This window comes from Vogesella perlucida, assembly GCF_979366545.1.
In genome coordinates, this window is the sequence record NZ_CEETRO010000005.1 from 166,807 (window position 1) to 185,346 (window position 18,540).

Genomic DNA, 18,540 nt, shown 5'->3' on the forward strand with positions numbered 1-18,540 from the left:
TTTGCGGCCAACGTTGGCCGCAGCGGGGCGCGGATGGCTCAGTGCTTGCCGTCCAGGATATTGCCGATATTGCCCAGAATGGAGCCCTGCTCGCTGCTGCCACCGCCGGCACGCGGGCTGGCAGCCACGATGCGGTCGGCCAGGCGTGATAGTGGCAGCGACTGCAACCACACCTTGCCCGGGCCGGTCAGGCGGGCAAAGAACACGCCCTCGCCGCCAAACAGCGCGCTCTTGAGCTTGCCCACGTACTCGATATCAAAGTCTACCGTGGGCTGGTACGCCACCACGCAGCCGGTATCCACGCGCAGGATTTCACCCGGCTGCAGCTGGCGGCAAGACAGCGTGCCGCCCGCGTGCAGGAAGACGTAACCGTCGCCTTCCAGCTTTTGCATGATGAAACCTTCACCACCAAACAGGCCGGTGCCGATTTTCTTTTGCAGCGCCAGCCCCAGGCTCACGCCCTTGGCCCCGGCCAGAAAGCTGTCTTTCTGCGCATACAGCAAGCCGCCCAGCTCCAGCAGGTGTACCGGCACGATCTTGCCCGGATAGCTGGCGGCAAAGGCCACTTTGCGCTTTACCTGGCTCTGGTTGTAGTACACGGTGGTAAACAGCGATTCGCCGGTCACCAGGCGCTTGCCCGCGCCCAGCAGTTTGCCGAACAGTCCGCTTTCGCTCGCCGAACCATCGCCAAACACGGTATCCATGGTGATGCCGTCTTCCATGTAGTACAGCGCGCCGGCTTCGCCCACCGCCGCCTCGCCCGGGTCCAGCTCCACTTCAACGTACTGCATGTCGTCGCCAAATACTTCGTAATCGATTACATCCATTGCCATCGTGTTACTCCTCGGCTTAGGGGTGGGTCAATAACAGCATGGGTACTCAGACCATGCTAGCGTGGTTTAGTGTCCTGCGTTTGCCCATCGCCGCTGTCTTTGGGCGGGCGCAGCAGCATGATCCACAGGTGCAGCACGATGCCGGCCAGCGGCACCAGGCCCAGAATGATGACAAATACCCACTCTAGTGGGGTGAATAGCTCGCTGAGTGCCATAAATGCTCCTGACAAGGGCGTGAAAAAGGGCTGCCCGCAGACAGCCCCCTATCATAGGCGGCCAAGCCTGGCCGCCGCGGTGCCTTACTTCACGATCTGGGCCAGCTGGCCTTTCAGGTACAGGTTGGCCATGGCGTCCAGGCTCACCGGCTTGATCTTGCTGGCCATGCCGGCGGCGCCAAAGGCTTCGTAACGGGCAATCACGATGTCGCGCATGGCCACGGTGCTGGCGGCCAGGTATTTGCGCGGGTCGAACTCTTTCGGGTTCTGCGCCATGAAGCGGCGGATGGCACCGGTAGAGGCCAGACGCAGGTCGGTGTCGATGTTGACCTTGCGCACGCCGTGCTTGATGCCTTCCACGATTTCTTCTACCGGCACGCCGTAGGTCTCGCCCAGATCGCCGCCGAATTCGTTGATGATGGCCAGCCACTCTTGCGGCACGCTGGACGAGCCGTGCATCACCAGGTGGGTGTTAGGAATGCGCGCGTGGATTTCCTTGATGCGGTCGATACGCAGCACGTCGCCGGTAGGCTTCTTGGTGAACTTGTACGCGCCGTGGCTGGTGCCGATAGCGATCGCCAGCGCGTCCACGCCGGTGTCTTTCACGAACTGGGCGGCTTCTTCCGGGTCGGTCAGCAGCTGGCTGTGGTCCAGCACGCCTTCGGCGCCTACGCCGTCTTCTTCGCCGGCCATGCCGGTTTCCAGGCTACCCAGGCAGCCGATTTCGCCCTCTACCGATACGCCGCAGGCGTGGGCAAAGTTCACCACGGTGCGGGTGACGTCTACGTTGTAGGCGTAGTCGGCCGGGGTTTTGCCGTCGGACTTCAGCGAGCCGTCCATCATCACCGAGCTGAAACCCAGCTGGATGGAGCGCTGGCACACGTCCGGGCTGGTACCGTGGTCCTGGTGCATCACCACCGGGATATGCGGAAACTCTTCCACGGCAGCCAGGATCAGGTGGCGCAGGAACGGCGCGCCGGCGTATTTACGGGCACCAGCCGATGCCTGCACGATCACCGGGGCGTTAACCTTGTCGGCGGCTTCCATGATGGCGCGCATCTGTTCCAGGTTGTTCACGTTGAAGGCCGGCAGGCCGTAGCTGAATTCTGCTGCGTGGTCCAGCAGTTGACGCATCGAAACGAGTGCCATGTAAAAGTCTCCAGTATTGTGGTGCAGCCTGCTTGTGGCAGGCCACGGAAAAGGTTGGCCGCAGGGGCCGTATCGCGCGCTTTACGCGCGGCTTACCGTGCTGAGTGCTACCCCTGCCGCCATGAACGAGCCGCCGGCAAAGCGGTTCATCAGGCGCAGGCGGCGCGGGCTGGTCAGCCAGTGTTTCAGCCGAGCACCGCCAAAGGCGTAAACCAGCTGCCAGCTCACTTCAATCACGAAAAACGTGGCAGACAGCACCACCAGCTGCGGTAGCTGTGGCACGTCGGCACGCATGAACTGTGGAAACAGCGCGGTAAAAAACACAAAAGCTTTCGGGTTGCTCATGGCGACCAGAAAGCCGGTGCGGAAACGTTGGCCGCGGCTGCTCTCTCCTGCCACCACGGCGTCGTTTTCCTCGGTTTGCTCTGCCACTGGGGCCCGCCAGGCTTGATAGCCCAGCCACACCAGGTACGCCGCACCGGCGTACTTGACGATGGAAAACAGCAGTTCGGAGGTGGCCAGTACGGCACCCAGCCCGGCCACGGAACCGGCCATGATCAGCGCCAGCGCCACCAGCAGCCCCGCCAGCGTGGGCAGCGCACCGCCCAGGCCGTAACGAATGCCGTGGCTCATCGCCAGCAGCATATTGGGGCCGGGTGTGGCCGACACGAAAAACACCGTTACCACGAACAACAGCCAGGTTTGCATTGCCATGTGGGGGCTCCTCCAAGTCACGCTATTGTACTGGCCGCCCTGAATAAATAACAGCCGCCTGCAGTGGCCTGCGGGCGGCTGTTTGGTCTGGATTCATGGGCTTACATAATCAGCACACTTTGCCCCAGTAGTTTGATTTGTACCTTGCGCACAAAACTCGCGCGGTTGTTGCTGGCATCCATAGCCGAGAAGGTGAGCTGGTACTCGGCCAGCGGTATCCGCTGCAGGGTGATGATGTCACCGTCACGCATCGGTGTCGGGCTGGCCTGTACGACCTGGCCTGGCAACACGCGGCGGGTCATGGTGATGCGCTCCAACTGAACCTGCGGGTTGGGGTCGAGGTTGTCTTTTACCTCTACGCGCACGCGTAGTGTGGCGCGGTCACGCCAACGCAGCTGCGGGTCGTTGTCGGACAGATATATGTGCAAGCTGGGTGGTATCTTGTCTAAGACATTGACGGCTACCTTGTTACCGTTGACCCAAGCGTAGCCGCGGCTGAAGTAAGGCTTGGCTTGCGGGGCGGTAAAGCTGAAGGTGGCTTGCTGACCGGGTTGTAGGCAATCGCGACTATCCTTGTCCATATCGACATACCATCTGATGCCGTAAAGGTTAGATTCTTCAAGTCGTGGAGCCTCAAATATCCAGTTTAATGGTGTATTTCCTTTAATTAATGTGTTCTCAATTGGCCATGGCCCACTTGTAGGGCGGCCGGGGTTAAGAAATGTCGATTCATCAAGATCGTTATCTAGAGAGAAGGTACATATTGGAGTGCCATTGTTGTTTTTGATATTAATATCGTAGTTCGCAGTTTTCTTGCCGCTAATGATAGCGTGGCTTGCACTTTGTGTCAGGGTGTAGTTTTCTGAGGAGAAGGCAATTGATGAAAACAAAGCAAAGAGGAGCGTAAGTTTTTTCATGTCAACCTCGAATTTATTTAGCTATGAAATGAACACGGTCGTCGACTGGAAATGGTCGATAAAGCCCACATTTATTCGCTAATCCATCAATATCTTTCACGCTCCATGTCGCATCAAAGGCTTTGCCCGCTGTGTGCGGTGAGTTTATAGCGACTCGACCTTGTAGACCATGGCGGCGAAACTCCTGCTTGATCGCTTTCTTAATATCGGCGCATGCAGGGTTTGCAATCTTTTGTAATGCAATGTTTTTGGTAAAAATCTCACGCAGATGATCTTGGTAGAGCTGCGGCCGCCAAGCAGATGTAACAGTTAGCGTACCCTTTGCAGCAGTCACTTCTCTGCGTAGGCAAGCCAAGGCGGTCTTCATGCTGTCAGTGAGTTTATCTTCGATGACAGGATTTTCACCTCTTTCAAATTGTTGTGCGATGGGGTCGGTTATCGGCGTGAGTGGTGCGACCGGGCAAGTACGACTGCAACTGCGCTTATCCGGTGATAGCGTCCAGGATGTGTCGGGACAGGAGTAACTTGGTGCGCAGTATGAACTCAGTAACGGTACAGCAACGGATCCATCCTCACACTTAACCCCCTCTTGCATCCATATTCGGTTGTTATAGCCATTCAGGCATTGTCCGTGATTCAGGATATCCGAGTCTTGTACCCAGTTTCCTGGTATTAAGGCACATGCTGCTTTTGCTGTTTCAGCGCCGGTGCCATCCCAGCTGACAAGAAACCAGGGTGAGACGACTTTCCCAGGTTTTTCTATGGAAGGAATTGTCTCGCCGTGCGCCAAGCCGGTGATCAGTAAAATGAATAGCCATAAAAATCGCATGTCGCACTCCAAGTAGGGTTTGGATGCGATATGAATGCGCTTGATAGTGGGGTTGAAGCAATAGCGTAATTATTGCCATTCTATCGACATTTTTTTCGATAGGGCATGAAAACTACATTGACATATTGGAGTAATGAAAAACGGGACAGCCAGGCTGTCCCGTTGTGTATTTCACTTATGCCGCACCATCAGGCGCGTTCGCCCAGGATGGCGACCGCCGGCAGGGTTTTGCCTTCCAGGAACTCCAGGAACGCGCCGCCGCCGGTGGAGATGTAGCTGATCTTGTCGGTCAGCTCGTACTTGGCGATGGCGGCCAGGGTGTCGCCGCCGCCGGCGATGGAGAAGCCTTCTGCGTTGGCGATGGCTTCGCCCAGCACGCGGGTGCCTTCGGCAAACTGGGCAAACTCGAACACGCCTACCGGGCCGTTCCATACCACGGTACCGGCTTTGGCCACGATGGCGGCCAGCGCGCTGGCGGAGTCAGGGCCGATGTCCAGGATCATGTCGTCGGCGCCGACGTCGGCGACCGCTTTCAGGGTGGCGGTGGCGCTTTCGGCAAACTCGGTAGCGCAGACCACGTCGCTCGGCAGCGGTACGTCACCGCCACGGGCGCGGATTTTGGCGATGACGCGTTTGGCGTCTTCTACCAGTTCAGCTTCGGCCAGCGATTTGCCGATGGCGTGGCCTTCGGCCAGCAGGAAGGTGTTGGCAATGCCGCCGCCCACGATCAGCTGGTCTACTTTGTCGGCCAGGCTTTCCAGAATGGTGAGCTTGGTGGACACCTTGGAGCCAGCCACGATGGCCACCAGCGGGCGGGCCGGGGCCAGCAGGGCTTTGCCCAGTGCGTCCAGCTCGGCAGCCAGCAGGATGCCGGCGCAGGCTACCGGGGCGTACTGCGCCACGGCGTGGGTAGAGGCTTCGGCGCGGTGGGCGGTGCCGAACGCATCGTTGACGAATACGTCGCACAGGCTGGCGTACGCCTGGCCCAGTTCGGCGTTGTTCTTTTTCTCGCCTTTGTTCAGGCGCACGTTTTCCAGCATCACCACATCACCAGCGGCCAGGGTCAGGCCGGTTTGCCAGCTGTCGGTCACGGTGACGGTTTTGCCCAGCAGCTCGGACAGGCGCGCGGCAACCGGGGCCAGGCTGTCTTCCGGCTTGGGTTCGCCTTCGGTGGGGCGGCCCAGGTGGGTCATCAGGATCACGCTGGCGCCAGCTTGCAGGCAGTGCAGGATGGACGGCAGGCTGGCGCGGATACGGGTGTCGTCACCGATCACGCCGTTTTTCACCGGCACGTTCATGTCTACGCGGATCAGTACGCGTTGGCCTGCCAGGGCGAGGTCGGTCAGTTTCTTGAATTGCATGGTTGTGGCCTTCTAGAAGACAAGTAAAGAAACAGGCTGCTTGCTTGTGTGCAGGGCCGCCCGGTGGCCGCTAGGCGCCGGGCTGTGTTGTATTGCCAGGCCCGGTGGAGCGGGCCTGCACGCCTGGGCAAGCAGGCTGCGGCCAACGTTTGGGGTTGGCCGCATGGCTTGCTTACTTGGCGGCGAACATCGCGCGAGCGGTTTTCAGCATCTGCTGGCAGAAGCCCCACTCGTTGTCGTACCAGGCCAGCACTTTCACCATATTGCCGCCGGTTACCTTGGTGAGGGTGGCGTCGAAGAAGGAGCCTTCGGTGGTGTGGTTAAAGTCGCTGGAAACCAGCGGCAGGGTGTTGTAACCCAGGGTGCCCTTCATGCTGCCTTCGGACGCCTTTTTGACGATCTCGTTGATTTCGTCCTTGGTGGTGTCGCGCATGGCGGTGAAGGTGAGGTCGACCAGCGAGACGTTGATGGTCGGCACGCGCACGGCAAAGCCATCCAGCTTGCCTTTCAGCTCTGGCAGCACCAGACCGACTGCTTTGGCGGCGCCGGTCTTGGTGGGGATCATGTTGTCGGTGGCGGAGCGGGCGCGGCGCAGGTCTTTGTGACGTACGTCGGTCAGCACCTGGTCGTTGGTGAAGGCGTGGATGGTGGTCATCAGGCCTTTTTTGATGCCGATGGCGTCGTTCAGAGCCTTGGCCACCGGGGCCAGGCAGTTGGTGGTGCAGGAAGCGTTGGATACCACGGTCATGTCAGCCGTCAGGATGTCGTGGTTCACGCCGTACACGATGGTGGCGTCTACATCGTCACCGCCCGGGGCGGAGATCAGCACCTTTTTGGCGCCGGCATCCAGGTGCAGCTTGCACTTTTCCTTGGTGGTGAACGAGCCGGTGCATTCCAGCACCAGGTCTACATTCAGCGCAGCCCATGGCAGCTCGGCCGGGTTGCGGGTGCTGAAGAACGGGATGCGGTCGCCGTTAACGATCAGGGCTTCTTCATCGTGGCTGACATCGGCAGCAAAACGGCCGTGCACGGTATCGAACTTGGTCAGGTGTGCGTTGGTGGCCAGGTCGCCGGAGGCGTTCACGGCAACGATCTCGAAATCGCCACGCAGATTGTATTCGTAGATGGAACGCAGAGCCTGACGGCCGATACGGCCGTAGCCGTTGATTGCGATACGGATGGACATGGTTTTCTCTCCCAGAAATGAAAACCCGGCAAGCCGGATGCAGCCTGTGTGCGGCCAACGCTAGCGTGGGCGGGCTGTGGAACCCGCCGGGGCCGGACACCCTGCCGTACTTTTGTACTGTTCTGGGTGCGGGCGCATTGTCGTTTCAGGCTGTGCCCTGGCTTGCGGGCGAATAAAAAGCCGCCCCTCGTTGGCACGGGGGCGGCTAGTTGTTATGCGCGGATCACGCTCTTGGTCTTGGCAACCACGTTTTCCACGGTAAAGCCGAATTCCTTGAACAGCACGCCGGCCGGGGCGGATTCGCCAAAGTGGTCGATACCGATCACTTCGCCTTCCAGGCCCACGTACTTGCGCCAGCCGTCGGTCACGCCGGCTTCGATCGCCACGCGCGGCAGGCCTGCCGGCAGCACGCTGGCGATGTAGGCCTTGTCTTGCTGGTCGAAGGCGCGGGTGCACGGTACGGATACCACGCGTACGGCGATGCCTTCGGCAGCCAGGGCTTCCTGGGCTTTCAGCGCCAGCTCCACTTCGGAGCCGGTGGCCATCAGCACCGCCTGGGCGCCAGCGGCGTCACGCAGTACGTAGCCACCCTTCTTGATGCCGTCGATCTGCGCGGCATCACGCGCCACGAACGGCAGGTTCTGGCGGCTGAAGATCAGGCAGGACGGGTGGTCTTTGGCGGCCAGTGCCTCAGCCCAGGCCACCAGCGACTCAACGGTGTCGCACGGGCGCCATACGGCCATGTTCGGGATCAGGCGCAGGGTAGCGATCTGCTCTACCGGCTGGTGAGTCGGGCCGTCTTCGCCCAGGCCGATGGAGTCGTGGGTGAACACGAACACCGGGTTGATCTTCATCAGCGCGGCCATGCGCAGCGCGTTACGGGCGTATTCGCTGAACATCAGGAAGGTGGCGCCGAACGGCTTCACGCCGCCGTGCAGGGCCAGGCCGTTCATGATGGCAGCCATGCCGAATTCGCGTACGCCATAGTGCACGTAGTTGCCGCCGGTTTCACGTGAAACCGGGGTGCTGCCCGGCCAGTTGGTGAGGTTGGACGGGGTCAGGTCGGCGGAGCCGCCGACCAGTTCCGGCAATACCTCGGCCAGCGCGGCGATGGCGTTTTGCGAGGCCTTGCGGGTGGCAATGGTCTCGCCTTTTTCGTTCACGGCAGCGATCTTGGCGGCAACGTGGGCGTCCCAGTTGGCCGGCAGTTCGCCTGCCATGCGGCGGGTGTACTCGGCAGCCAGCTCAGGGTAGGCAGCGGCGTAGCCGGCAAACAGGGTGTCCCAGGCCGATTCGGCTGCGGCGCCTTTGGTTTTGCCGTCCCAGGCATCGTAGATGGCTTGCGGGATCACGAACGGCTCGTAGCCCCACTGCAGGCTGGCGCGGGCTGCTGCGATTTCGGCAGCGCCCAGCGGTGCGCCGTGCACATCGTGGCCGCCTTGCTTGTTAGGCGCGCCTTTGCCGATCACGGTTTTGCAGCAGATCAGTGTGGGGCGGGCGGTTTCTTTCTTGGCGGTATCGATGGCAATCTGCAACTCTTCGGCGTCGTGGCCGTCTACGTTGCGGATCACTTGCCAGCCGTAGGCTTCAAAGCGTGCCGGGGTGTCGTCGGTGAACCAGCCTTCTACATCGCCGTCGATGGAAATGCCGTTATCGTCGTAGAAGGCGATCAGCTTGGACAGGCCCCAGGTGCCGGCCAGGCTGCAGGCTTCGTGGCTGATGCCTTCCATCATGCAACCGTCGCCCAGGAAGGCGTAGGTGTAGTGGTTGACTACCGGGAAACCGTCGCGGTTGAATTCGGCGGCCAGGATTTTTTCAGCCAGTGCCATGCCTACCGCGTTGGTAATACCCTGGCCCAGCGGGCCGGTAGTGGTTTCAACGCCAGGTGCGTAGCCGTATTCCGGGTGGCCCGGGGTTTTGCTGTGCAGCTGACGGAAGTTTTTCAGGTCGTCGATCGAAAGGTCGTAGCCAGTGAGGTGCAGCAGGCTGTACAGCAGCATGGAGCCGTGCCCGTTGGACAGCACGAAGCGGTCGCGGTTGGACCAGGCCGGGTTGGCGGGATTATGCTGCAGGTGATCGCGCCACAGTACTTCGGCGATATCTGCCATGCCCATCGGGGCGCCGGGGTGACCGGATTTGGCCTTTTCCACGGCATCCATAGACAGGAAACGCACGGCATTGGCTAGCTCGGTTCGGGTGACCATTCGGGGAAAACCTCAACTTGTAGGGAACCGGAACAACGGTTGCACCATCGCTTTTGCCGACGGCCTAACCGTTGCGAAATCATGAAATTATCGCCGATTTTGCCGCACCGCGGCAACCGCGCTGCAATGCCAGGCCTTTGTTTTTACGCGTAATAAAATTACGTGCACCCGCTTGCCTTGCCCCCGTACCCTGTCGGGGCAAGCGGTGCGCCACCGATTCAAACAGATAAGGCTGCCGGCTCAACGACTTAAGCGGTTAGCCAGCGGCGCAGCAGCGCTGCTGCCTGATCGATACCCGAAAGAAGGAAGACGATGGAACAGCGACAAACCCAGGCCCCCCTGCCACGCAAAGTGCCTGCTGCACAGGGCTGGCAATGGATAAAGCAGGCATTTTTTCTGGTACGCGAGCAACCGCTGACCTGGGTACTGTTTGCCGTGTGCTACCTGCTGTTGCAAATGCTGCTGGGCAACCTGGGGCAGTTTGGCCAGCTGATAGGCATGGTCACCGTGCCGGTGTTTGCTGGCAGCTTTGTGCTGGCGGCGCAGCGGGCCGCACGGGGTGAAACCCTGCGCCCGCTGGATGTGTTTGCGGCGTTCTCCAGTCACTGGCGGCAGCTGGCGGGGCTGGGGCTGGCCTATTGCGGCCTGTTGGTAGCGGCCATGCTGCTGGTGGTGCTGGCTTTGCTGGCCCTGGCGGGCGGGCAGATTGGCGATGAGGCACTCACCGCCATGCCGTTGGGCAAGCAGATTGTTGGCCTGGTGCTGTTTGCGGCGGGCATGTTCATTGCGTCGCTGCTGTACTGGTTTGCACCGGCAGCAGTGGTGCTGGCCGCGTGCGATCCGCTGCCCGCCATGCGGCGCAGCCTGGCCGGCGGCTGGCTGAACTGGCCGGCAGTACTGGTGTGCGGGGTGATGCTGGCCGTGTTGCTGTTTCTGGCTATGCTGCCGTTTGGCCTGGGCTTGCTGCTGTGGCTGCCGGTGATGTTCGTGTCGGTATACGTGGCGTGGCAGGATGTGTTCGGGGACGGCTTGCCGCGGCGCGGTTAAGGTTCCGGCATGACAAGGCAGCAAGGCCCGCCGCATTCGCGGCGGGCCTTGCGCTTTTCGGGTCATGGCCAGGTTGGCCGCACGGGCGCGGCTTAGTCGCGGCGCATGTCTACATGTAGGATGCCGCCATCGTCGTAGGGCTGGGACACGCTGCGAAAGCCGAACTGCTCGTAAAAGCCCAGTTTGTCCTGCTGCGCCGACAGCATGATGGCGCACCCGGGGAACAGCTGCTCGCACTGCTGTACCGCCTGCTGCATCAGCGGCTTGGCCAGCCCGCTGCCACGCGCATACGGCGGGATCACCACACGGCCGATAGCGGTAGCGTCCGGGTATTTCACCCCCGGGGCCACCAGCCGGGCGTAGGCCACCAGGCGGCCGCTGGCATCCCGCGCCGACAGGTGCCAGCAATCCAGATCAATACCATCGATATCGCCGTAGATGGACTGCTGTTCCACCACGAACACCTGGTCGCGCAGTTGCAATACCTGATACAGGCCCTGCGGGGTAAAGTCGGTAAAACCGTGGCATTGCCACTGTAGCGGGTTGGGCATAGTACAATCCTTGCAATTTCACTCTTCGTGATCCGAACATAACACGCTGCACGGTCTGTGTAGCGTGTACTACCCCACTATGAGCCAGAACGATTTGTTTGCTGAAAGCGGCACCCCCGCCCAGCCCCCTGTGCCCGCTGCGGCCAACCTGCCAGATCAGGACGACGGCAGCCTGGCGCTGGACCTGTACGCCGAGCGCGCCTACCTGGAATACGCCATGAGCGTGGTGAAGGGCCGTGCCCTGCCCGAGGTGGCCGACGGCCAGAAGCCCGTGCAGCGCCGCATCCTGTACGCCATGCGCGACATGGGCCTGACCCACGGCGCCAAGCCAGTGAAATCCGCCCGCGTGGTGGGCGAAATCCTGGGTAAATACCACCCGCACGGCGACAGCTCCGCCTACGAAGCGCTGGTGCGCATGGCGCAGGACTTTACCCTGCGCTACCCGCTGATCGACGGCCAGGGCAACTTTGGCAGCCGCGATGGCGACGGCGCCGCCGCCATGCGTTACACCGAAGCACGCCTCACCCCCATCGCCGAGCTGCTGCTGTCCGAGATCGACATGGGCACGGTGGATTTCGTGCCCAACTACGACGGCGCGTTTGACGAGCCCGCCCTGCTGCCGGCACGCCTGCCCATGGTGCTGCTCAACGGCGCCTCCGGCATTGCCGTGGGCATGGCCACCGAGATCCCGCCGCACAACCTGTCCGAAGTGGCCGCCGCCTCGCTGGCGCTGCTGGCCAACCCGGACCTGACCACCGCCGAGCTGATGCAGCACGTGCCGGGGCCGGATTTCCCCGGCGGCGGCCAGATCATCACCCCGTACGAAGACATCCTGGCGGCCTACGAGGTTGGCCGCGGCAGCGTACGCGTACGCGCCAAGTGGGAAGTGGAAAAACTGGCGCGTGGCCAGTGGCGCGTGATTGTGTCCGAGCTGCCGCCCGGCTCCAGCGCGCAAAAAGTGCTGGCCGAGATCGAAGAAGCCACCAACCCCAAGGTGAAATCCGGCAAAAAGGCGCTGACACAAGACCAGCAAAACCTGAAGAGCCTGATGCTGTCCCTGCTGGATCGCGTGCGCGACGAATCCGATAGCGAGCAACCGGTACGCCTGGTATTCGAGCCCAAATCCAGCCGCCAGGACCCGGACGAGTTCATGAACATCCTGCTGGCGCAAACCAGCCTGGAAGGCAATGCCTCGCTGAACCTGGTGATGATCGGCATGGACGGCCGCCCGGCGCAAAAAGGCCTGAAAGCCATTCTGGCCGAGTGGCTGGCCTTCCGTCAGCACACCATTACCCGCCGGCTGAACCACCGCCTGGGCCAGGTAGACAAGCGCATCCATATTCTGGAAGGTCGCATGATTGCCTTCATCCATATCGATGAAGTCATCCGCGTCATCCGCGAATCGGACGAGCCCAAGCCAGACCTGATCAAGGCCTTTGGCTTGTCCGAGGCGCAAGCCGAAGACATTCTGGAAATCCGCCTGCGCCAGCTGGCGCGGCTGGAAGGCTTCAAGCTGGAAAAAGAGCTGGGCGAGCTGCGCAAAGAACGCGACAGCCTGCGCCACCTGCTGTCCAGCGAGGCCGCGCTGCGCGGCAAGATGGCCGAGGAAATCCGCGAGGACGCCACCAAATACGGCGACGCGCGCCGCAGCGAAATCAAGGCCGCCGAGCGCGCCGTGCTGACGCAAACCGTGGCCGACGAGCCGGTCACCATCATCCTGTCGCAAAAAGGCTGGGTACGCGCCCGCGTGGGCCACAACGTCGACCTGTCGGCGCTGGCCTTCAAGGACGGCGACGCGCTGCACACCGTGGTGGAAACCCGCACCGTGTGGTCGCTCATCGTGCTCGATAGCCGCGGCCGTGCCTACACGCTGGACCCGGCCGACGTACCCACCGGCCGTGGCGACGGCGTACCGGTGGCATCGCTGGTCGAGCTGCAGGACGGCGCCAAACCGGCGCAGATGATCTCCGGCCGCGACGACGCCCGCTATGTGGTCGCGGGCAGTGGCGGCTACGGCTTTATTGCCCGGATCAGCGACATGGCCGGCCGGGTCAAAGCCGGCAAGGCCTTCCTCACCCTGGATGCCGGCGAAACCGTGCTGGCCCCGGTGCCGGCTGCGGCCAACCTGGACGGCGTACGCCTGGTCGCCGCCAGCGACGGTGGCCGCCTGCTGGCCTTCCCGGCCAGCGAGCTGAAAGACCTGGCCAAGGGCCGTGGCCTGATGTTGATGGCACTGGACGACGGCGAAGCGCTCACCGCCATCGGCTTGGTAGCAGGTGACAAGGCGCTGCTGGCGACCGTGTCGGTACGCGGCAAAGTGGCCGACGAGAAGCTGGCGCTGGCCGAGTTTGACGGCAAGCGCGGCCGCAAAGGCAAGCTGATGCCGAAGAAGTGGACGGTTGGCCGCATCGGTAACCCGGACTAAGCCTGTGTCCAGCCTGGCCCTGCCTACGTCACCCCTCACCCCGTCGCGCGCGCTGCGCTACTACAATATTTTTCGTGTAGCCAGCGTCGCGGCGCTGCTGATCATGACGCAGTGGGCCATGCCGGCGCCGTTTCGCGGCAATGGCTGGCTCACCGGCTGGCTGCTGATGTACGGCGGCCTGGTGGTGCTGGGCGTGCTGCTGCCACGGCTGCGCATCCCGCTGGAGTGGGGCGTCACCGTGGGCCTGGCTGGCGACATCGCCCTGCTGGTGGTGTACATGCACGAGTACGGCGGCGTGCAAAGCGGCTTTGGCATGCTGCTGCTGCCTTTCCTGGCCGTGGCCGGCATGCTGGTTACCGGCCGTCTGGCGCTGTTCCACGCCGCCATGGCTACGTTGGCCGTGTTTGCCAGTGTGCTGGTGTATGCGCTGGATGGCCTGAGTGTGCCGCGCGAGCTGTTCCAGGCCGCCTTGCTGGCCATTGCCTGCTTTGTCACCAGTAGCACCACCTGGCTGCTGGCACGCAAGGCACGCGAATCCGAAAGGTTGGCCGCAGAGCGTGGCGGCCAGCTGGCCAGCTTGAACCGTGTCAACGCGCTGGTGTTGCAAGCCCTGCGCGAAGCCGTGGTGGTGCTGGATGGCCAGGGCGTGGTGCGCCACTACAACAGCCGTGCCGAGCGCCTGCTGGGCCGCATCCAGCGCGATGCCACTCTGCCCGAGCTGATGCCGGTGATACAACGCTGGCAGCGTGCTGGCTGCCAGCCTTACGCCCAGACCGTAGAAAGCAATGTGCGTGGCCAGCAGCTAATCGGCCGCATGGTGCCGCTGGAAGAAAACGGCGCACCGCTGCTGGTGCTGTTTCTGCAAAACGTAGCCGAGCTGGCCGCCGAGGCTCAGCAGCTCAAGCTCACCGCGCTGGGCCGCCTTACCGCCAATATCGCCCATGAAATCCGTAACCCGCTGGCCGCCATCAGCCACGCCAGCGAGCTGTTGGCCGAAGACGCCGCCGACCCGGCCACCCAGCGCCTGGCCGGCATGGTGCAAGCCAACACCCGCCGCATCAACCGCCTGGTAGAAGAAGTGCTGCAGTTGAACCGCCGCGACCGCGTGCGCAGCGAAATGCTGGAGCTCAGCCGCTTTCTGCCCGAGCTGATCGACAGCTTTGTGCTGGCTCACCCCGACACCGCCGGGCGCATCCTGACCCGCTACCTGGCGCCAGTGAGCGTGCGTTTTGACCGTGGTCACCTGCAGCAAATCCTGGGCAACTTGCTCAGCAATGGCTGGCGTCACAGCAGCGGTACCACCGGTGCGGTACGCATGGAAATAGACCACGACTGCATCCGCGTGATCGACGACGGCCCCGGCATTGCCCCCGACACGCAGAGCCACCTGTTTGAACCCTTTTTCACGACAGAAAGCAGCGGCACCGGCTTGGGCCTGTACATCGCCCGTGAGCTGGCCGAGGCCAACGGCGCCCGGCTGGACTACCAGCCGCCCGGTGGCTGCTTTCGCCTGAGCCTGCCCAAGGAACCATGAGCCGCGTACTGATCGTAGACGACGAACCTGATATCCGAGAACTGCTGCAACTCACCCTATTGAAGATGGGGCTGGAGGTCGACACCGCCGCCTCGGTAGGCGAAGCCTGCAACAAGCTGGCTCGCCAGCGTGTCGAGCTGGTGCTCACCGACATGCGCCTGCCCGACGGTGAAGGCCTGCAAGTGGTGGAATACATCGCCGCGCAGCAGCTGGATATCCCCGTGGCGGTGATTACCGCCTTTGGCAGTACCGAAAACGCTGTCGCCGCCATGAAAGCCGGCGCGTTCGACTACTTGGCCAAGCCGCTCAGCCTGGCGGCGCTGCGCGCGCTGGTGAAATCAGCCATCCGCCTGCCGGACAATGCGGCCAACCCTGCACTGGCCAGCGAACGCCTGCTGGGCGAGGCACCAGCCATGCAGGAGGTACGCAAGCTGATTGCCAAGCTGGCGCGCAGCCAGGCAGCGGTGCATATCAGCGGCGAGTCCGGTACCGGCAAAGAACAAGCCGCCCGCCAGATACACGAACAAAGCCCGCGTGCCGGCAAACCCTTTGTGGCGGTGAACTGTGGTGCCATCCCGGAAAACCTGATGGAAAGCGAGTTTTTCGGCAGCAAGAAAGGCGCCTTTACCGGCGCCGATGCCGACCGCGAGGGCTTCTTTCAGCAGGCGCATGGCGGCACGCTGTTTCTGGACGAGGTGGCCGACCTGCCCCTGGCCATGCAGGTCAAGCTGCTGCGCGTGATCCAGGAAAAAACCGTGCGTCGCCTGGGCGCCGCGCAAGAAGAAGCCATCGACGTGCGCATTCTGTCGGCCACGCACCGCAACCTGCCCCAGGCGGTTAGCGATGGCCTGTTTCGCCAGGATTTGTTCTACCGGCTGAACGTCATCAGCCTGGCCATGCCGGCGCTACGCGAGCTGCGCGACGATATCCCGCGCTTTGTCGGCGCCCTGCTCGACCGCTTTACCGGCAGCAGCGACGAGCGCCCGCGCCTGACCCCCGACGCCGTGAAAGCCCTGCTGGCCTACCATTACCCCGGTAATTTCCGCGAGCTGGAAAACATTCTGGAACGCGCCGTGGCGCTGTGCAGCGATAACCGCATCGAGCCGGAAGATCTGCAGCTGGGCGCTTGCCCGGATAGCCTGGCCGAGGGCGAGGCGCTGGCGCCCGGCGGCAGCGAAACCCTGCAAGACTATCTGGACCGCGTGGAGCGGGTGGCCATCGAAGCGGCCTTGCAGCAAAGTGAAGGCAACCGTACCCAGGCGGCCAAGCTCTTGGGCGTGAGCTTTCGTTCGCTGCGCTACCGGCTGGAGCGGCTGGGGATGAAGTAAAACGCGCAGGCGGACGGCTTACCCAAAACAAAACCCCGGTCCTTGGCAGGCCGGGGTTTTGTCTGACGGGAGGCGGCTCAGATTTTAAAGCGCGATACCGACTGGCGCAGCTGCTGCGCCATGGCGGTCATTTCGCAGGCAGCCAGCGAGGCATCGTGCGCCTTGTGGTGGTTCTGGTCGGCTTGCTGCGCCACGCGCTCCACATTGTGGGCGATGTCCATGCTGGCCGTGCTTTGCTCGCGCAGTGCGTCGGCAATACCCACCACCGATTCTTCTACCTTGCGCGCGCCGTCGCGGATGCTTTGCAGGCTGTCGCCCGCTTCGCTGGCCGACTTCACCCCCGCCTCTACCTGCAGCACGCCGCTATTCATGCTGTCCACCGCTTCGCGCGATTCGGCCTGGATGCGGCCAACTGTCTCGCTGATTTCCAGGGTGGATTGCGTGGTGCGCTCGGCCAGCTTGCGGACCTCGTCGGCTACCACGGCAAAACCGCGGCCCATTTCGCCGGCACGGGCCGCTTCAATGGCGGCATTCAGTGCCAGCAGGTTGGTCTGGTCGGCAATATCGCGGATCACGGTGACCACGCGGCTGATCTGCTCGGAGCGCTCGCCCAGCTGGGTCACGGTGGCGGCCGTGCTGCCGCTGGCGGCGGCAATTTCGCGCATGGTCTGCACGGTGCGGCCCACAATCACTTCGCCGGTTTTGGACACCTGGTCAGACTGGATGGCCAGCTCACGCGCATCGCTGGCGTACTGGCTGACCTGGCTGATGCTTTGCGTCATTTCTTCCACGCACGAGGCCATGGCCGACACCGCCGCGCTTTGCTCGCGCGAGCTGTTGGAGACGTCATCCGATAGCGCCGCCAGGCCCTGGGCGTTACGTGCCAGGCCATCCACGCTCTGGTTCACTTCGCTGATCAGTTGGCGCAGCTCGCGGCACATCAGGTTATTGGCTTGCAATACTTCGCCGATTTCATCGTGGCGGTCTACCACAATGCTCACGGTCAGGTCGCCAGCGGCTACGCGGCGGGTGGTATCCACCAGGCGTGCCAGCGGGGCGCTGACCCAGCGGCGCATGGCCACGAACACCAGGGCGACCAGCAAGACGATCACCAGCAGGGTGCCCAGCAGCATTTTGACCTGCATTTCGCGTGGCTCGCGCACCAGCTCGTCATGGTAGGCGCTGGTGGCCACCAGCCAGCCCCACTGCGGATAGGAGACAAAGGTGGCCAGCTTCAGGCGTGGCTTGGTGGCACCGGCGTCCAGCCAGTTGTAACGGATTTGCCCTTGCTGTTGTGACAGCATGGTCTTGATAAAGGGCTGGCCGTCGGCGTCGGTGCTATCCAGCAGATTCTTGCCTTCTTTGTTGGGGTGAATCAGCAGCTCGCCCGGCCGGGTTTTGGCGTCCAGCACGTACACATAGCCGGTGTCACCAATCTTGAGCGACAGGATCTTCTGCTTCAGCGCTTTCAGGCCGTCGGTGTAGTCGATACCTGCAAACACTACCGCCACCACCTGGCCGGCAGCATCTTTTAACGGGATGTAGTGCGTCATGTAGTCGCGGCCAAACAGGTTGGCCGGGCCGGTATAACGCTCGCCGCTTTTCAGCAGGTTATATGCCGGGTGGGCGTGGTCCAGCGTGGTCCCCACTGCGCGGGTGCCGTCTTCTTTTTTCAGCGACGAAGCCACACGGATGAAATCATCGCCCTGGCGTACAAACAGGGTGGCTACGCCGCGGGTGGCCTGGGTAAAGCGGTCTACCTGGGTTTCATTGCCATTGAGCAGCTGGTCGGCACTATAAAGCGCCGGTGCCGTGTGCCCGCTGAGGGTGACCGGGTTGGCCGCATCGGCCCGTATCGGGCTGGCCAAGCCTGCAGCCAGCTGCGCTGCACTGTTTTTGGCGCTGCTTTCCAGCACGCTGGCGTAGGCATCGATACTGTCGACGACTTGCTGGTTGGTTTGTTGCATGGTGTCTACCGCGCGCTGTTCTACGCGGTTGCCTAGCCACTGGCTAACGACCAGGCCGGCAATACCCAGGATGATGAACAGCGCGATGCTGAGCACCAGGCTGAGTTTTTGCGCCAATGACAGGCGCGAGATGGTGAGTTTGGACATGGCTCTTTTTACGCATAGGTGGGTGGTTTTACGCGTGTTTGATTTACATATTTATTAAATGAAAATGATTTTTTATATGAAAACACGCGTAGATATCGTATGTCCTAATGCGCACCATGCTGTTGATAATGGT

The 18,540-nt window shown here is 62.1% G+C and carries 15 protein-coding genes; 4 read left to right on the top strand and 11 right to left on the bottom strand.

What is annotated here, in order from left to right:
• Nucleotides 1-38: 38 nt before the first annotated feature.
• The 9 genes from ACZ9XP_RS09270 to tkt all read right to left on the bottom strand — a co-directional run bounded on the left by ACZ9XP_RS09270 (nt 39) and on the right by tkt (nt 9,408).
• Nucleotides 39-833: a TIGR00266 family protein gene (locus tag ACZ9XP_RS09270; protein ID WP_147686345.1), complete on the bottom strand. Its 795-nt coding sequence runs from the start codon at nt 831-833 to the stop codon at nt 39-41.
• A 56-nt stretch (nt 834-889) separates the two neighbouring features.
• Nucleotides 890-1,048, bottom strand: coding sequence for a hypothetical protein (locus tag ACZ9XP_RS09275; protein ID WP_170253684.1), 159 nt, complete (start codon nt 1,046-1,048; stop codon nt 890-892).
• An 84-nt stretch (nt 1,049-1,132) separates the two neighbouring features.
• A complete protein-coding gene (gene fba / locus ACZ9XP_RS09280; RefSeq protein WP_147686343.1) occupies nt 1,133-2,197 on the bottom strand; it encodes a class II fructose-bisphosphate aldolase in 1,065 nt (354 codons plus the stop codon).
• 81 nt (nt 2,198-2,278) lie between these two features.
• The gene (locus ACZ9XP_RS09285; protein ID WP_147686340.1) at nt 2,279-2,911 is read right to left on the bottom strand and encodes a LysE family transporter; all 633 of its coding nucleotides are present in this window, start codon (nt 2,909-2,911) and stop codon (nt 2,279-2,281) included.
• A gap of 101 nt (nt 2,912-3,012) precedes the next feature.
• On the bottom strand, nt 3,013-3,828 hold the full coding sequence (locus ACZ9XP_RS09290; RefSeq protein ID WP_465188314.1) for a hypothetical protein: 816 nt from the start codon (nt 3,826-3,828) through the stop codon (nt 3,013-3,015).
• 13 nt (nt 3,829-3,841) lie between these two features.
• Nucleotides 3,842-4,657 (bottom strand): hypothetical protein, encoded by an 816-nt coding sequence (locus ACZ9XP_RS09295; RefSeq protein WP_147686336.1) that lies wholly within the window; start codon nt 4,655-4,657, stop codon nt 3,842-3,844.
• A gap of 188 nt (nt 4,658-4,845) precedes the next feature.
• Complete coding sequence (locus ACZ9XP_RS09300) at nt 4,846-6,018, bottom strand: phosphoglycerate kinase (protein ID WP_147686334.1); 1,173 nt, start codon at nt 6,016-6,018, stop codon at nt 4,846-4,848.
• Nucleotides 6,019-6,190: 172 nt separating this feature from the next.
• Complete coding sequence (gene gap, locus ACZ9XP_RS09305) at nt 6,191-7,204, bottom strand: type I glyceraldehyde-3-phosphate dehydrogenase (RefSeq protein ID WP_147686332.1); 1,014 nt, start codon at nt 7,202-7,204, stop codon at nt 6,191-6,193.
• Nucleotides 7,205-7,416: 212 nt separating this feature from the next.
• Nucleotides 7,417-9,408 (bottom strand): transketolase, encoded by a 1,992-nt coding sequence (gene tkt, locus ACZ9XP_RS09310; protein WP_465188315.1) that lies wholly within the window; start codon nt 9,406-9,408, stop codon nt 7,417-7,419.
• 312 nt (nt 9,409-9,720) lie between these two features.
• On the opposite strand from tkt, the gene ACZ9XP_RS09315 reads away from it, so the two are divergent.
• Nucleotides 9,721-10,455 (top strand): BPSS1780 family membrane protein, encoded by a 735-nt coding sequence (locus ACZ9XP_RS09315; protein ID WP_438697880.1) that lies wholly within the window; start codon nt 9,721-9,723, stop codon nt 10,453-10,455.
• Between the two features lie 92 nt (nt 10,456-10,547).
• On the opposite strand, the gene ACZ9XP_RS09320 is transcribed toward ACZ9XP_RS09315, so the two are convergent.
• Nucleotides 10,548-11,006 (bottom strand): GNAT family N-acetyltransferase, encoded by a 459-nt coding sequence (locus ACZ9XP_RS09320; protein ID WP_465188316.1) that lies wholly within the window; start codon nt 11,004-11,006, stop codon nt 10,548-10,550.
• Between the two features lie 130 nt (nt 11,007-11,136).
• Here ACZ9XP_RS09320 and parC point away from each other — a divergent pair, with 130 nt between their 5' ends.
• Genes parC through ACZ9XP_RS09335 form a run of 3 tightly spaced genes read left to right on the top strand, consistent with a single transcriptional unit; the run spans nt 11,137 to nt 16,293 of the window.
• Entirely contained in the window at nt 11,137-13,431 is a 2,295-nt protein-coding gene (gene parC / locus ACZ9XP_RS09325; protein WP_465188345.1) for a DNA topoisomerase IV subunit A, read from the top strand.
• A 4-nt stretch (nt 13,432-13,435) separates the two neighbouring features.
• A complete protein-coding gene (locus tag ACZ9XP_RS09330) occupies nt 13,436-14,965 on the top strand; it encodes an ATP-binding protein (RefSeq protein ID WP_240803447.1) in 1,530 nt (509 codons plus the stop codon).
• Entirely contained in the window at nt 14,962-16,293 is a 1,332-nt protein-coding gene (locus ACZ9XP_RS09335) for a sigma-54-dependent transcriptional regulator (protein WP_465188317.1), read from the top strand. The genes ACZ9XP_RS09330 and ACZ9XP_RS09335 overlap by 4 nt, the downstream gene beginning before the upstream one ends.
• A gap of 77 nt (nt 16,294-16,370) precedes the next feature.
• On the opposite strand, the gene ACZ9XP_RS09340 is transcribed toward ACZ9XP_RS09335, so the two are convergent.
• A complete protein-coding gene (locus tag ACZ9XP_RS09340) occupies nt 16,371-18,407 on the bottom strand; it encodes a methyl-accepting chemotaxis protein (RefSeq protein ID WP_438696778.1) in 2,037 nt (678 codons plus the stop codon).
• Nucleotides 18,408-18,540: the final 133 nt, after the last annotated feature.

What these genes read in the sequence shown, in the direction of transcription:
- ACZ9XP_RS09295 (WP_147686336.1), bottom strand. Translation starts at nt 4,657, where the DNA reads ATGCGATTTTTATGGCTATTCATTTTACTGATCACCGGCTTGGCGCAC.
- ACZ9XP_RS09275 (WP_170253684.1), bottom strand. Translation starts at nt 1,048, where the DNA reads ATGGCACTCAGCGAGCTATTCACCCCACTAGAGTGGGTATTTGTCATC.
- fba (WP_147686343.1), bottom strand. Translation starts at nt 2,197, where the DNA reads ATGGCACTCGTTTCGATGCGTCAACTGCTGGACCACGCAGCAGAATTC.
- ACZ9XP_RS09270 (WP_147686345.1), bottom strand. Translation starts at nt 833, where the DNA reads ATGGCAATGGATGTAATCGATTACGAAGTATTTGGCGACGACATGCAG.
- ACZ9XP_RS09285 (WP_147686340.1), bottom strand. Translation starts at nt 2,911, where the DNA reads ATGGCAATGCAAACCTGGCTGTTGTTCGTGGTAACGGTGTTTTTCGTG.
- ACZ9XP_RS09340 (WP_438696778.1), bottom strand. Translation starts at nt 18,407, where the DNA reads ATGTCCAAACTCACCATCTCGCGCCTGTCATTGGCGCAAAAACTCAGC.
- tkt (WP_465188315.1), bottom strand. Translation starts at nt 9,408, where the DNA reads ATGGTCACCCGAACCGAGCTAGCCAATGCCGTGCGTTTCCTGTCTATG.
- ACZ9XP_RS09320 (WP_465188316.1), bottom strand. Translation starts at nt 11,006, where the DNA reads ATGCCCAACCCGCTACAGTGGCAATGCCACGGTTTTACCGACTTTACC.
- ACZ9XP_RS09335 (WP_465188317.1), top strand. Translation starts at nt 14,962, where the DNA reads ATGAGCCGCGTACTGATCGTAGACGACGAACCTGATATCCGAGAACTG.
- ACZ9XP_RS09300 (WP_147686334.1), bottom strand. Translation starts at nt 6,018, where the DNA reads ATGCAATTCAAGAAACTGACCGACCTCGCCCTGGCAGGCCAACGCGTA.
- ACZ9XP_RS09290 (WP_465188314.1), bottom strand. Translation starts at nt 3,828, where the DNA reads ATGAAAAAACTTACGCTCCTCTTTGCTTTGTTTTCATCAATTGCCTTC.
- gap (WP_147686332.1), bottom strand. Translation starts at nt 7,204, where the DNA reads ATGTCCATCCGTATCGCAATCAACGGCTACGGCCGTATCGGCCGTCAG.
- ACZ9XP_RS09315 (WP_438697880.1), top strand. Translation starts at nt 9,721, where the DNA reads ATGGAACAGCGACAAACCCAGGCCCCCCTGCCACGCAAAGTGCCTGCT.